The sequence below is a fragment of the Thermoanaerobacterium xylanolyticum LX-11 genome, from assembly GCF_000189775.2.
GTDB lineage: Bacteria > Bacillota > Thermoanaerobacteria > Thermoanaerobacterales > Thermoanaerobacteraceae > Thermoanaerobacterium > Thermoanaerobacterium thermosulfurigenes.
Map to the genome: position 1 here is coordinate 468,338 of NC_015555.1, position 13,842 is coordinate 482,179.

Below are 13,842 nucleotides of genomic sequence, written 5' to 3' on the forward strand. Positions count from 1 at the left end.
GAGGGATTTGATGCTTATTATACCTGCTATAGATATAATAGATGGTAAATGTGTAAGGCTTACAATGGGAGATTATGAGAAAAGTACAGTGTACTATGAAAAACCAGATGATGCAGCGAAGGCTTGGAGAGATCATGGTGCTAAAAGAATTCACATTGTCGATTTAGAAGGGGCTAAAGAAGGACGCCTTGTGAATTTGCGTTCTATCGAAAAAATAAGAAAAGCATTTGACAACGAAATAGAAGTAGGCGGTGGAATAAGAAACATTGAAACTGTTTCAGAGCTTTTTAATTTAGGTGTTGATTACATCATTTTAGGCAGTGTAGCAGTACATGACAGGCGATTGCTATTAGAGATCACTGAAAAATATAAAGATAAAATTATCGTGGGAATTGATGCAAAAGACGGATATGTTGCTACAAAAGGATGGCTTGAAAAAAGCCACATAAAAGATGATGAACTTGCAAAAGAGATTAAAGATATAGGTCTTAGTACGGTCATATACACAGACATTAAAAAGGATGGAATGATGGAGGGCCCTAATTTTGACGCAATAAAAAATATCGTCAATACTCAGTTGAATGTCATTGCTTCTGGAGGAATTGCCACATTGGATGACATACGGAGATTAAAAGACATTGGAGCATTTGGAGCTATAATAGGCAAAGCTCTTTATACAGGCAGAATAAATTTAAAGGACGCATTGGAGGTCGTACAATGATTTCAAAGAGGATTATACCTTGTCTTGATGTAAAAGATGGACGAGTTGTAAAAGGCGTGAATTTTGTAAATTTGAAAGATGCCGGAGATCCTGTAGATGTAGCAGAGGAATACAATAAAGCTGGTGCTGATGAGATAGTCTTTTTAGATATTACAGCGTCTTATGAAAAACGGGATATAATGATAGATGTTGTAAGAAGGACATCGGAGAAAGTATTCATACCCCTTACTGTAGGTGGAGGAATAAGGACTGTAGATGATTTCAGACGAATACTGAAGGCAGGAGCAGATAAAATTTCAATCAATTCCGAGGCAGTTAAGAATCCAGATCTTATAAAAGATGCTGCAAAGAAATTTGGCAGCCAATGCGTCGTTGTTGCAATAGATGCCAAAAGAAAGAATGATGGCAAAGGCTTTGATGTGTATATAAATGGGGGTCGTGTTAATACAGGATACGATGTATTAGAATGGGCAAAAAAGGTAGAAAACTTAGGCGCTGGTGAGATTTTGCTTACAAGCATGGATGCAGATGGAACGAAAAACGGATATGATATTGAATTGACGAGAATGGTGGCTGAAAATGTAAGAATACCTGTTATAGCATCGGGCGGTGCAGGCTGCAAAGAACACTTTAAAGAGGTTTTTTTGGAGGCAAAAGCCGATGCAGCATTGGCAGCTTCTCTATTTCACTATGGAGAGCTTGAGATAAATAAACTCAAAAGTTATCTTAAAGATAACCATATACCTGTCAGGATGATTTGATGGAAAGGATCGTGTTTATGTACATTGATGAATTGAAATTTGATGATAATGGATTGATACCCGCTATCGTTCAAGATTATAAGACAAAGGAAGTCCTTATGATGGCTTACATGAACAGGGAAAGTCTTGAGAAAAGTTTAGAAACTAAGGAGACGTATTTTTTCTCAAGAAGTAGGCAGTGCTTATGGCATAAAGGCGAAACATCCGGCAATATTCAACACATTAAATCTATCAAATACGACTGCGATGGTGATACGATCCTTATAGAGGTTGAAGCGGATGGACCTGCTTGTCATACAGGCAATAGAAGCTGCTTTTACAGAAGCATTTTAGATCTTTCAGGTGATGAAAGTGAATCAATCTTAAAAAATCTCTACAGAAGGATCGAAGGTAGAAAAGAAAATCCTGTAGAAGGGTCTTACACAAATTACCTTTTTTCAAAAGGATTGAATAAGATTTTGAAAAAGATTGGGGAAGAAAACACTGAAATATTGATCGCATCAAAAGAAGGTGACAAGGAAGAAATAATATATGAAATAGCTGATTATATTTATCACTTATTGGTTTTGATGGTAGAAAAAGAAATAAGCCTTGAAGATGTGTATGATGAACTTTCAAGAAGGTATTACAAAACAGATGAATTTAAAGAACAACACAAAATGAGAAAAGAGACAAAATAAGGAAGCATCGCAAACTTCAATTAAGTAGTTTGCGATGCTTCCTTATTTTCGACTTTGTAGACGTTCCAAGGAATCTTGTCTATCAACTTGTTTTTATATATTGAATCAGCCCCCATAAATATATAATTCAAATTTTGCGTATTTGGAATGTCAATCTTAATCCAGACTACATTTTTACTAAAGACTGGATTTGAAATTGGGACATTGTAGATGGAATTTTTAGCCTTTCTGTACTCGTAAAGTTTTCCGCCTATCAGTCCTATATCTATTCTTTTGATATCACCTTTGTAAAATAGCCTCATTTCCAAATGATAAGCCACTTTTTTTGATATAGGTGCCAATGACTTCATTCCTACGTAAAGCTCATTTCCTCTGTAGTAAAATGATGCCATCTCAGTGAGATCTGCGCTTCTGTATATCTCTTGATTTAATACGCCCCCTGCAGGAACTTTAAACAATGTGTATGGCATTTCTGCCTGATTTAAATTTGGCAGCGTGCTGACATCCTTTATATTTATTACAGGTTTCGTGCCAAAAAGCTCGTTTTGCCTTACAAATCCCATTAAAAATGGTTCCATCACAGCAATTTGAGATTTGTATTTCTTAAGTGCTACTTCCTTCTTTTGGATTTCGCTTGGCGTCAATTTGAACACCTGCCATTTTGTATTGCTGTCAGCCATATCAACAGGTGGAAGAAGCGGTCTGTTTGGCTCTAAAAGCCATGGGACAGGCCATTGTGGATGATGAATCAGAAACATATGCTCTCGTACATTTAAGTTCATGGCTACGATGGCATATCTTACAAAATTGCTTACAGCCCAATGATCAGGGTGCACGTCATCTGCCATTGGATAATAAATATCTGTAGGATTGAAAGATTTTATGATTTCTTGTATACAATTTTCAAGATTGTTTCCTGTATATGCTATGCCAGGTTTATACACATTTTTATAGGGGGAAAATGCGGATTTTGTTCCGCCACTAATTCTGGGAACGTTATTGTCCCAAAAATCGCTCCATAAAAAACGAGTGCTACCATCAGCAAAGCCTAAAAATACTACATCGTTTTTTGGAAGGCCAAGTTCTGCCATTGCAGCTATGCTTTCACTTTGTCTTTGAAGGCCAAGCTTATAAAAGTCTGATGGTGTAGGATTTACATGACCTGTAAGTACAGCAGCAGCTTTTTTGTAGCTATCTCCATTTGTAACTATGACTACTTTTACCGGAATGTTTTGGCTTACTGCTCGCTGTATGACTCCCGCCATTCCTAAAGATTCATCATCAGGGTGTGGTACAATTACAAGTATCCGTTGTCCGGGATTTTTAAATTCCGGCTCCGGCTTTTTTTCTGTCAGATTTGCGAAGGTGGTCTTTAAATTCATAACATATGATACCAATAGCGATAATACAATTATAGTAATTATTAAATATTTCTTCACCTTCATCGCTTCACACCTCCAATTATGTCATAATTGTAGCATATATTTATTAATAATTTGTTAAAAAATTGAGATTTTATGTGAAAAATTTTTTGTAATGTATAACCATAAGCGTAAAATATTATTTGAGAGAAAATTTTTAGGAGGCATTGGCATGATAGTTGATTTTCATTGTGACACGCTGTACTTGGCTGAAAAATACGGAAGAGACATGACGATAAAAAATACAGATGGGCATATTGATTTGATTAGATTGGAAGAAGGATTGGTACATCTTCAAGTATTTGCCACTTTTGTTGAACCAGAATTTATGAAAAAAGATGCTGCAGCAAAAACGTTAAAGATGATCGATAAACTTTATCAAGCCATAGAAAAAAGCGATAGAATCAAATTGATTTTAAGTGGTGATGATATTGATGAAGCAAAAAATAAAAACAAATTAGGCGCATTATTGTCAATAGAAGGCGGTGAAGCAATAGAAGGCGATTTGTCTCTCTTAAGGATGTTTTATAGACTGGGTGTGAGAGCTATGACGCTTACTTGGAGCCTTAGAAATGACATAGGTGATGGTGTATTAGGATGCAAGGATTGCGGCATCACGCAATTCGGTGAAAGTGTCGTAAAAGAAATGAACAGGTTAGGAATGATCGTAGATGTATCACATTTAAATGAAAGAGGATTTTGGGATGTTGTAGATTTGTGTGATAAGCCATTTATAGCGTCCCATTCTGACTGTAAAGCTCTTTGCAATCATCCGAGAAATCTAAGTGATAAGCAGATAAAGGCCGTTGCTGATAAAAATGGCGTCATAGGAATTAATTTTTGCCCTGATTTCTTAAGAGAAGATGGCAATGCTACAATAGAAGATGTGCTTGACCATGTGGAATATATTGCGAAATTAGTAGGTGCAGAGCATGTTGGATTTGGCTCAGACTTTGATGGCATAGAAAAGACACCTGTTGGGCTTCATGATGTATCGTGTTTTCCCAAGGTACTTGAAGGACTTAAAAAAAGAGGTTTTAACGACGAAGAAATAGATTTAATATCACACGGCAATTTCGAAAGAATAATAAAAGAAATCTTACATTGATTAATTTTACAATAAAAAATAGCCCCGATGATTTAATTGGGGCTTGCATATGTTAAAGGGGGAGTCATTGTTTTGACCAAGAATACATTATACATATAATTCAAATAAAAATCAAGAGGTTATTAAAAAATTATTTGATAAATAAATTTTCAGAAGATTATATTTTAGTGTCAACTTTTATACTTTTTTGTTGAACAATTTAGCTTCAGTAATTATAATAAAAATATAGCACTTTATTGCTGTATAGTGAAAATAAAAATTGGAGGTAAGACAATGAATATCGATATTATAAGAGAAGTAGATCCTGAAGTGGCTGATGCAATTTCTAATGAGATTAAAAGGCAGAAAAATAAGATTGAACTGATCGCATCAGAGAATTTTGTAAGCCCTGCAGTCATGGAAGCGATGGGTTCACCGCTTACGAACAAGTATGCTGAGGGGTATCCTGGAAAGCGGTATTACGGAGGTTGCGAGTACGTCGATGTAGTTGAGGAGCTGGCAAGAGAGAGGCTTAAAAAGCTTTTTGGAGCAGAGCATGCAAATGTACAGCCTCATTCTGGCGCTCAAGCCAACATGGCAGCTTATTTTGCATTGATAAATCCAGGTGATACAGTATTAGGCATGAATCTGGCACACGGTGGACATTTAACACATGGCAGCAAAGTAAATTTCTCCGGCAAGTTGTACAACATCATACCTTATGGAGTAAGGGAAGACACTGGTTTTATAGACTACGATGAGTTGGAAAGATTAGCAAAAGAGTACAAGCCTAAGCTTATTGTAGCAGGTGCAAGCGCGTATCCCAGGATAATAGATTTTAAGAGATTTAAAGAAATTGCAGATTCAGTTGGAGCATATTTAATGGTAGACATGGCACACATTGCAGGACTTGTAGCGGCAGGACTTCATCCTAATCCTGTAGAGTATTCAGACGTTGTAACGTCTACAACACATAAGACTTTAAGAGGGCCAAGAGGCGGCATAATCTTATCTAAAGAGGTTCACGCAAAGGCCATCGATAAATCTGTTTTTCCAGGAGTACAAGGTGGTCCACTGATGCACGTAATCGCTGCAAAAGCAGTATGCTTTAATGAAGCATTAAAACCAGAATTTAAAGAATATCAGAAGAAGATCGTGAGAAATGCAAAAGCCTTGGCAGATGGCCTTATGGACAGAAAAGTGAACTTAGTTTCAGGTGGTACAGACAATCATTTGATGTTATTGGACTTAAGAGGGACTGGCGTCACAGGCAAGGAATTAGAAAAAAGGCTTGACTATGTAGGAATAACGGCAAATAAAAATGCCATACCAAACGATCCATTAGGTCCTAATGTCACTTCAGGCCTAAGGCTTGGAACACCAGCGGTTACTACGAGAGGAATGAATGAAGATGATATGGATATGATTGCTGATATAATCTATAATGTTTTAAAAGATGAAAATTACGTTGATGTAGCTAAAAAGAGAGTAAGTGAACTTCTCGACAAATATCCACTTTATGAATAAGCCTGTAGTTAGGCTTATTTATTTTTTACTTGTTTTAGGATTTCTTATGAATGACAGTATCAATGCTATGAGTGGTATGATTATCTGCAGCGGCACATGAATATAAAGCGTCGTCAATTTAAGCCCAATCAGAATGTGAAGTGGGTATGAATCAGCTATTAATATAGATAAGGCGTATACGATAGTGCCCACAGGTATAAGCAAAAATTTGTACTCTTTTAAGTTGAAGATCGTCTGTATTGTCTTTATGGCGGCATACGTAAAGACAGTTATTTTTATGACACCTCCTATAACAGTTACTATTGCATAAAATGGGTCAAGATTTCTAAAAGTTCCAAATTTCATTATAAGTGCAAGCTCATAAAATGGGAAATTTGCCCTTGTCGCTTCTGCTACTCCAAGGACTGAAAATATTTCCACTGTGTTTAATGCAAGCCAAAGGCCTGTTGTTACAACTAATGCAAAGCAATATTTGGTCAATTTATTTGTGTTAAACTTGAATTCTGGGAACACCATCATAAATGTGATAAGCTCACCGTATGGAAATGTGAGAATATTTGGAAATGCAGCTTTTACTACAGGCATAAGTCCATTTCCTAAGATAGGAAAAATTTTTTTTATAGTTACACAATTTACGCTGAATACGCCAATGAATTGAAAAAATGCCATGATAATAAAAGTTGGCAATAGCACGTGTGAAGACTTTATCATAACGCTTATGTCGAACACAAGGTAGTACATAACTACAACCAAAATTGCAATTGAAAAGGCTGATACAGGTGCTTGCTTGTATATGGTACCTATATTAAGCTCGGCAAAATCTCTTGTTACGCGGGCAGCTATGTACAAGAAGTAAATGGCGTAAATTACAGAAAGCACTTTGCCAAATGCCTTTCCAAATGTGACTTCCAAAATTTGAGGCAGATTTCCATCGTGCATTTTATAAAGTGTTACGTATAAGTAGACCAGTGGCAGTGCAGCGACAGTTGCCAGCAATATTGATATCCACGCGTCTTGCTTTGCAGACGCGCCTAATACAAATAATACAGCACTTCCTAATTCAAACGCCAGCATTGCAGAAAAAAGTTCCTTGTACGTTATTTTATTCATTAGTTTCACATCCTAATCTGCTATTCTATATTATTATGTTGTGAATAATTTTTTGTTTTTACTCACTTAGAACCATTTTCAAACATAATTTCTATAAAATAAAACAGGTATTTCATTATTGGTAGAACCAACAATGTTGAAGCAATATTAAAGAACATATGGCTATTTGAAATTTGCAAAGACACATTGCCTGGAGTAATAAATTTCAAAAATTTATAGTAATAGTGTGTCAAAGGGAGAAAAACGATTGTTCCTATTAGATTAAAAAGCACGTTAAAAATAGCTATTTTCTTTCCTTCTTTGTTTGTGGCAATGCTTATCAATAAAGCTTCAGAGCACGTGCCTATATTAAGTCCATACACGATGTAGATGGCATTGTATACAGGCATTATTTTAACATTTGCAAGAACTTGAAGCATTGCGATGCAAAATGTGCTAGACTGCATGATAAGTGCCATGACGATTCCAGTTGCTATGCCATAAAATGGGTTTTCTGTCATAGTGACAAAATTTTTTATAGCAGAAAAATTTCTAAGTGGTGAAACGGCTATATCAATTATTTTTAGTCCCGCAAATATGATTCCGAAGCCCAAAAGTATATTGCCGATGAACTTAAATGTTTTTTGCTTTTGAAATCTTAAAATGGAGCCTAAAAAAATCAAGTAAGGTACAGCACTGTAAAGGTCAAATGCGTAGAGTTGAACGGCAATCGTTGTTCCGATATTTGCTCCCATTATTATGCCTGCTGCACTGTACAAGTTTAGAAGTCCTGCATCAGCCATGCTAACTGCTACTATTGTAATCATGCTGCTGCTTTGCATCATTATGGCCAGAATGAATCCAATAAATATTGATAAATATATATTCCCTGTGTATTTTTCAATAAGTGTCTTGACTTTGTGCTTTGAAATGATTTTTAACGATGAAGTTAAAAATAAAAGTCCAAGGAGAAAAATTGCGATACCTAAAGCTATGAAAAAGATCGTATTTACCATTTTGACCTCCAGCGTTTTTTTAATACATATTTATTTTGATTTTGAAATATTACTATTAAATATGACTTTGTATAAAATGATTTTTTTTCTGGATACTAATTAGTAGTAATAATCATAGAAGGTGATGATATGAAAGCTATAATCATGGCTGGTGGTGAGGGTAGCAGGTTAAGGCCGTTGACATGTGGAATTCCTAAGCCTATGGTACCTATGGCTGGAAAGCCAGCTATTTGGCATATTATAAACCATGTTCAAAAGTATGGCATAAATGATGTGGGTGTAACCCTTTTTTATTTGCCTCACAAGATAAAAGATTATTTGTATGAGCAATACGGTGACGTGATAAAGTATTATGTGGAAGATAAACCACTTGGGACAGCAGGCAGCGTAAAGAATGCTGCTGATTTTCTTGATGATACATTTGTGGTAATAAGCGGCGATGTGATAACAGATATAGATCTGAAAAAGGCTTATGAATTTCACAAAAACAAAGGTTCGAAAGTGACATTGGTGCTTACAAAAGTAGATATTCCATTGGAATATGGCGTTGTGATAACAGATGATGATGGAAAAATCGTGAAGTTTTTAGAAAAACCATCATGGGGAGAGGTATTTAGCGATACTGTAAATACAGGTATTTACATCATAGAGCCTGAGATTCTAAATTTCATACCTGAGAACAGGCAATTTGACTTTAGCAAGGATTTATTTCCAATGCTGCTTGAAAAAAATGTTCATGTGTATGGATACATCAGCAACGATTACTGGTGTGACATAGGGAATGGAGTTCAATACCTTAAAAGCCACCTTGATCTCCTAAGTGGGAATATCGATCTTGGATTTAAAGAGAAAATAAGCAAAGATGGAATGATTTTTGGTAAAAATGTTTTTATATCTCAGAGTGCCAAGCTTGTTCCGCCATTAATAATAGGCGACAGTGCTATTATAGATGATGGTGCAGTGATAGGACCGAATGTAATAATTGGAAGTGGAAGCTATGTAGGACCTATGTCAACATTAAAGAATAGCGTACTTTGGGACAATGTAAAAATTGGAAGAAATAACGAAATCAGAGGAACTGTATTTTGCAGCGGAGCAATTACCGAAAATAACGTCAGGACTTTTGATAATTCAATAATAGGTGAAAAATCTAAGCTTCAATCGTTTTGTGAGATTAAACCAAATACGAAAATATGGCCTAATAGAATCATATCAACAGGGAATATAGTAGAAAGAGATGTTGTGTGGGGAAATAATGATGAAGCGTCATTGTTTGGAGATAGAGGGATAAAGGGGAATTTGCATGATAATCTTACACCTGACAATTTGGTAAGATTAGGTGAAGTAATAGGCAGCATATTTGATGGAGAGATACTTGTGGGATGTGTGGATGATTCTTACGCAAGATTAGCTTTAAATCTTTTAAAAGATGGGATAATTTCAGTGGGAAGAAAGGTGTACAATGCTCATTCTACCATGCTGCCTGCTATGAGGTATTCTATCAAAAAAAATGGATATAAAGCAGGCGTATTTGTAAAAAAAATAGATAAAAAAACGGTAAATATTATTTTAATAGATGAGAATGGGTGTGACGTGGACAGAAATGTAGAGAAAAAGATATTGAATAAATACAAGATCAACGATTATAGTATAGCCAATGTTATAAATGACGAAGTTATAGTAGATGTAAATAAGGAGTACGCTGAAAGTTTATCTTTAAATGGCGATTCATTTGAAAAATTAAATGTAAATTTTATTGGTCAGACCACAAGAAGTTTATTAAGCTTGTTAAATCAAAGTCGCGGTTATGAAAAAGCTGTGGCAAGTTACGATATGGGTATTAAGATTTCAGATGATGGAGAAAATGTTGAAATTTATGATGATGAAGGACATTTGCTTGATGAAGATGAATTGGATTATTTGAGGATACTTGTCGGCAAGGAAAATGGGAAAAGTAAGTTTATAATACCATTCAATAGTTCTCAATTTTTAAGTGAAATGTCGAAAGAGCTTGGCATCGAGACGAGGTTTAGTAAAATCTCTCAGAGCGAGAAGATGAAAAAAATGTTTGAGATTGAAAGTAATAATGGTGATGAGAATTCTCAGTTTAGCCTTAGTTTCGACGGTATAAATTTTACATTGAGATTAGTTGAATATTTAAGCAAAAACAAGCTTAAATTGTCTGATTTAAAGAAGTCTATACCACAGAGGGTTAAATTGAACAAAGTGATAAACTGTAATTGGAAGGACAAGGGTTTGATAATAAGAAAGTTTTACGAAAAAAAGGATGAAAAATCGATGTTTTTAGATGGGATAAGGTTTAATTATGGCGATGCTTGGGTTTTGTTAGTTCCAGATTCAGAGCTGCCTGCATGCAGAATATATTCAGAGGCTCCCACAAAGGAAAAAGCAGAGGCACTTTTAAACAAGTATGTTGAATATGTGAATGAAATAATAAAGTCTAAAGACAGTTAATAAAAAATTAATGTCTAAAACATTGCAGATGAACCTAAAAATTGATATAGTTAATATTGTGGAATGATCTGCAATGTTTTTATTTTTGCTTAGAATGGTGATAATATGTCAAACAAATACATATCTGCTTCTGAGATAAATCAATACTTGTATTGCCCATATCAATGGTACTATGAAAAAAAGTACGGACATAAATATATAAATGAATTGAGAGAAAAAAACGGCATAAGGTATGAAGATAGCAACTTTAAAAAAGGCATTGAGTATCATGAGAAATACTATAGAGATATTGTAAAGTTAAAATACAAGAAAATAGCTATAGCCATATTGATTCTCTTGGCTTTTGTAGCTATTGTAATAGGGTTTTTGAAATGATAGTGTTAAATTTTGTCTTTACACTTTTAATACTTTACGTCATCTTGAAGGAGATTGCAGAAAAAAGACCTCCTTATAAGGAGATGAAAAGGACAATCGGTTTCAAAAGAGGAAAGCTTATATACATAGATAAGCAGGAAGAGGTAAAAAAGGACGGCGTTATGTACAGCAAGCTTTTAAAATCTTCAAAATATGGCATAAGTGGAAAGCCAGATTATATTTACGATGTTGGGAATGAATTGATACCGTTGGAGCTAAAAAGTTCAAAAGCCGAAGGACATTCCCCATTTTTGAAAGATGTGATGCAATTGACTGCTTATTTTTTGATAATAGAAGAAGAATTTGGTAAAAAAGTAAGACGGGGTAGAATCGTCTATCAAAATACGATGTTTGAAGTATATAATACGAAAGGTCTTAGAAGAGAACTTATTAAAATTATAAAAGAGATGAGACTCTTAGAGGAAGAAAAGTTTTTCCCTGATGTGGAAGGGGATTTTATAAAGTGCAGATTTTGCCCATGTAGAGACACTGTGTGCGAAATATATAAAGGAAGCAAAGTAAAAATCTGATAAGAATACAAAACATCTGAATGCAAAAAATACATAAGAAGATATTTTTGAAATGAGGATGATAAAATGTTAAAAAAGTTAGGTGTTTTATTTTTTGTCATAGTGATGGTTTTATCGACAGCGTCTTGCAGCTTTCTGAAAACCAAGAATCCAACAAATGTGGAAAAGAAGTCTGTTCAAAAGCCAAGTGTGAATGTGAAGACAAATAGCAGTGTGGCAAGCAATAACGGGAAAGATAATTCAGCTAAAAATACTTCTAACGATGTTAGTGATACTAAGATTACGGAAAACAACACCGTGAATAGCAATGTGTACAGTAATTCTTTGATAAATGCACAAGGCCTTGATAATACATTGTACGGATGGGGTATGAGGGTGTTACCTGATCACAAGACGCCTGAGATTACATCCAAAGCTATGAGCCTTATAAAAAAATACGATGGAATATTTACAGGCGACACAACAAAAAAATACGTGTACTTGACATTCGATGAAGGATATGAAAACGGATATACACCTAAAATCTTAGACATACTAAAGGTAAATGATGTAAAAGCGGCTTTTTTTGTGACGGGTCCGTATATTAAAGAGCATGGTGATCTTGTTAAGAGAATGGTGTCTGAAGGACATATAGTAGGCAACCATACAGTAAATCACCCCAGTCTTCCTAAGCTTTCAGATGAAAAAGTTAAAACCGAGATAACTGGTCTTGCTGAAATGTTTAAAGAGCTTACAGGAAAAGATATGCATTATTTGAGGCCACCTATGGGTGAGTACAGCGAAAGGACATTGTATATAGCAAAGTCTTTGGGATATAAGACGGTGTTTTGGAGTCTTGCTCTTGCTGATTGGCAGCCACTGCCAGGAGGTCCTGATGAAAGCTACAATACCGTTATGGCCAGAATTCATCCAGGAGCAGTAATACTGCTTCATGCTGTCTCAAAAGATGATACGATGGCTCTTGATAGGATATTAAAAGATATAAAAGCGCAGGGATATGTATTTAAGACTTTAGATGATATAAGCCAATAAAGCGAGGGGATAATTTTGAATCATATATTAGAGAGGAAGAATTTTTACATGATGGCTGTTGCGTTTGTTTTAAGCTTTGGCGCTATAGCCATCATAATGAAATTTTCAGGGTATCAAGGATTAAAAGATGTTATGAATATAAATCCTATATACATTGGCATCATGCTGCTTTTTATTTTTTTAAGCTTGATGGTTGATACTTATAGGATAAGGGATTTACTATTGGCGTTAGGAGAAGATCTAAGCGTTGGATATCTATTTAAGTTCAATTTGGCTACTTTTTTCTTCAGTTATATAACTCCATTTGGTTCAGGTGCACTTCCAATAACTATTTACCTTTTAAACAAAAAAAAGATACCACCAAATAAAAGTCTTATGATTTTTACAGCCAAGATTTTGTTTTCAGGTATTTTTTTCGGCACGATACCTCCTATTTTACTGATATTTTTTAGAAAGCAGTTGGAGCTTACGCATGCTTTATCTATATTTGCCATATTGGTTTCATTTATACTACTGATTTTATTGATAGCTCTCATCTATATAATATTGAGGCCAGCTTTTTTAATCTCTGTAGTAAATTTGATTGCTGGCATAAGTTTTTTCTCAGGTGAAAGGTATAAAAAGTTTTTTGAAAATACAAAAACTGAAATTATTGAATACAATCACAGATTTAATGAACTTTTCATGGTAAGTTCGGGAGGAAAGCTCTTAATATCACAGCTTTTGTACGCTATGCTTTTTTGGACTTTGTTTTACAGCATTGCACCAATTTTGATGATAGCAATGAACATAAAATTCAATATTTTAGCTGTCATATCAAGGCAAATTATATTTTACGATATTCTTGCTTATAATGTGATACCAAGTGGGGCAGGATTTGTTGAAGTTGGCTTTGCCAGTATATTTTCAAATATAGTTCCACATCATCTATTAGGTGTGTTTATAGGTATATGGAGATTTTTCACATACTACGTTTATTTGATTGCATCAGGAATAGGATTTTTCTTAATGATGAGAAAAGATACAGACAAGCCGTTAGGCGCTGAATGATTATTTTACCACATTGCGCCTTAAAAATCTTTTTATTGA

The 13,842-nt window shown here is 34.9% G+C and carries 13 protein-coding genes; 10 read left to right on the forward strand and 3 right to left on the reverse strand.

Annotated features, from left to right (window positions below; translation table 11 throughout):
- The first annotated feature begins 10 nt into the window (after positions 1–10).
- Genes hisA through hisIE form a run of 3 tightly spaced genes read left to right on the forward strand, consistent with a single transcriptional unit; the run spans position 11 to position 2,162 of the window.
- Complete coding sequence (hisA, locus tag THEXY_RS02390; RefSeq protein ID WP_013787253.1) at positions 11–721, forward strand: 1-(5-phosphoribosyl)-5-[(5-phosphoribosylamino)methylideneamino]imidazole-4-carboxamide isomerase; 711 nt, start codon at positions 11–13, stop codon at positions 719–721.
- Complete coding sequence (gene hisF, locus THEXY_RS02395) at positions 718–1,482, forward strand: imidazole glycerol phosphate synthase subunit HisF (RefSeq protein WP_013787254.1); 765 nt, start codon at positions 718–720, stop codon at positions 1,480–1,482. The genes hisA and hisF overlap by 4 nt, the downstream gene beginning before the upstream one ends.
- The gene (gene hisIE / locus THEXY_RS02400; protein WP_013787255.1) at positions 1,482–2,162 is read left to right on the forward strand and encodes a bifunctional phosphoribosyl-AMP cyclohydrolase/phosphoribosyl-ATP diphosphatase HisIE; all 681 of its coding nucleotides are present in this window, start codon (positions 1,482–1,484) and stop codon (positions 2,160–2,162) included. Before hisF ends, hisIE begins: the two co-directional genes overlap by 1 nt.
- A 20-nt stretch (positions 2,163–2,182) precedes the next feature.
- On the opposite strand, the gene THEXY_RS02405 is transcribed toward hisIE, so the two are convergent.
- Complete coding sequence (locus tag THEXY_RS02405) at positions 2,183–3,607, reverse strand: PIG-L deacetylase family protein (protein WP_013787256.1); 1,425 nt, start codon at positions 3,605–3,607, stop codon at positions 2,183–2,185.
- Positions 3,608–3,755: 148 nt separating this feature from the next.
- Between THEXY_RS02405 and THEXY_RS02410 the strand changes: the two genes are divergently transcribed.
- Together THEXY_RS02410 and glyA are read left to right on the forward strand one after the other, a co-directional pair.
- A complete protein-coding gene (locus tag THEXY_RS02410) occupies positions 3,756–4,691 on the forward strand; it encodes a dipeptidase (protein WP_013787257.1) in 936 nt (311 codons plus the stop codon).
- 273 nt (positions 4,692–4,964) lie between these two features.
- The gene (glyA, locus tag THEXY_RS02415; RefSeq protein WP_013787258.1) at positions 4,965–6,197 is read left to right on the forward strand and encodes a serine hydroxymethyltransferase; all 1,233 of its coding nucleotides are present in this window, start codon (positions 4,965–4,967) and stop codon (positions 6,195–6,197) included.
- Positions 6,198–6,215: 18 nt separating this feature from the next.
- On the opposite strand, the gene THEXY_RS02420 is transcribed toward glyA, so the two are convergent.
- Entirely contained in the window at positions 6,216–7,307 is a 1,092-nt protein-coding gene (locus THEXY_RS02420; protein ID WP_013787259.1) for a GerAB/ArcD/ProY family transporter, read from the reverse strand.
- Between the two features lie 62 nt (positions 7,308–7,369).
- Positions 7,370–8,302, reverse strand: a complete 933-nt coding sequence (locus tag THEXY_RS02425) for a Na/Pi cotransporter family protein (RefSeq protein WP_013787260.1) — start codon at positions 8,300–8,302, stop codon at positions 7,370–7,372.
- A 129-nt stretch (positions 8,303–8,431) separates the two neighbouring features.
- Between THEXY_RS02425 and THEXY_RS02430 the strand changes: the two genes are divergently transcribed.
- The 5 genes from THEXY_RS02430 to THEXY_RS02450 all read left to right on the forward strand — a co-directional run bounded on the left by THEXY_RS02430 (position 8,432) and on the right by THEXY_RS02450 (position 13,803).
- On the forward strand, positions 8,432–10,777 hold the full coding sequence (locus THEXY_RS02430; protein WP_013787261.1) for a sugar phosphate nucleotidyltransferase: 2,346 nt from the start codon (positions 8,432–8,434) through the stop codon (positions 10,775–10,777).
- 105 nt (positions 10,778–10,882) lie between these two features.
- On the forward strand, positions 10,883–11,152 hold the full coding sequence (locus THEXY_RS02435) for a hypothetical protein (protein ID WP_013787262.1): 270 nt from the start codon (positions 10,883–10,885) through the stop codon (positions 11,150–11,152).
- Positions 11,149–11,721: a CRISPR-associated protein Cas4 gene (gene cas4, locus THEXY_RS02440; RefSeq protein WP_013787263.1), complete on the forward strand. Its 573-nt coding sequence runs from the start codon at positions 11,149–11,151 to the stop codon at positions 11,719–11,721. Before THEXY_RS02435 ends, cas4 begins: the two co-directional genes overlap by 4 nt.
- A 66-nt stretch (positions 11,722–11,787) precedes the next feature.
- A complete protein-coding gene (gene pdaA / locus THEXY_RS02445) occupies positions 11,788–12,753 on the forward strand; it encodes a delta-lactam-biosynthetic de-N-acetylase (RefSeq protein WP_013787264.1) in 966 nt (321 codons plus the stop codon).
- A 15-nt stretch (positions 12,754–12,768) separates the two neighbouring features.
- Positions 12,769–13,803, forward strand: a complete 1,035-nt coding sequence (locus THEXY_RS02450) for a lysylphosphatidylglycerol synthase transmembrane domain-containing protein (protein ID WP_013787265.1) — start codon at positions 12,769–12,771, stop codon at positions 13,801–13,803.
- Positions 13,804–13,842 lie beyond the last annotated feature (39 nt).

Coding starts and splice junctions, on each gene's coding strand:
- hisA (WP_013787253.1), top strand. CDS start 11: ATGCTTATTATACCTGCTATAGATATAATAGATGGTAAATGTGTAAGG.
- hisF (WP_013787254.1), top strand. CDS start 718: ATGATTTCAAAGAGGATTATACCTTGTCTTGATGTAAAAGATGGACGA.
- hisIE (WP_013787255.1), top strand. CDS start 1,482: ATGGAAAGGATCGTGTTTATGTACATTGATGAATTGAAATTTGATGAT.
- THEXY_RS02405 (WP_013787256.1), bottom strand. CDS start 3,607: ATGAAGGTGAAGAAATATTTAATAATTACTATAATTGTATTATCGCTA.
- THEXY_RS02410 (WP_013787257.1), top strand. CDS start 3,756: ATGATAGTTGATTTTCATTGTGACACGCTGTACTTGGCTGAAAAATAC.
- glyA (WP_013787258.1), top strand. CDS start 4,965: ATGAATATCGATATTATAAGAGAAGTAGATCCTGAAGTGGCTGATGCA.
- THEXY_RS02420 (WP_013787259.1), bottom strand. CDS start 7,307: ATGAATAAAATAACGTACAAGGAACTTTTTTCTGCAATGCTGGCGTTT.
- THEXY_RS02425 (WP_013787260.1), bottom strand. CDS start 8,302: ATGGTAAATACGATCTTTTTCATAGCTTTAGGTATCGCAATTTTTCTC.
- THEXY_RS02430 (WP_013787261.1), top strand. CDS start 8,432: ATGAAAGCTATAATCATGGCTGGTGGTGAGGGTAGCAGGTTAAGGCCG.
- THEXY_RS02435 (WP_013787262.1), top strand. CDS start 10,883: ATGTCAAACAAATACATATCTGCTTCTGAGATAAATCAATACTTGTAT.
- cas4 (WP_013787263.1), top strand. CDS start 11,149: ATGATAGTGTTAAATTTTGTCTTTACACTTTTAATACTTTACGTCATC.
- pdaA (WP_013787264.1), top strand. CDS start 11,788: ATGTTAAAAAAGTTAGGTGTTTTATTTTTTGTCATAGTGATGGTTTTA.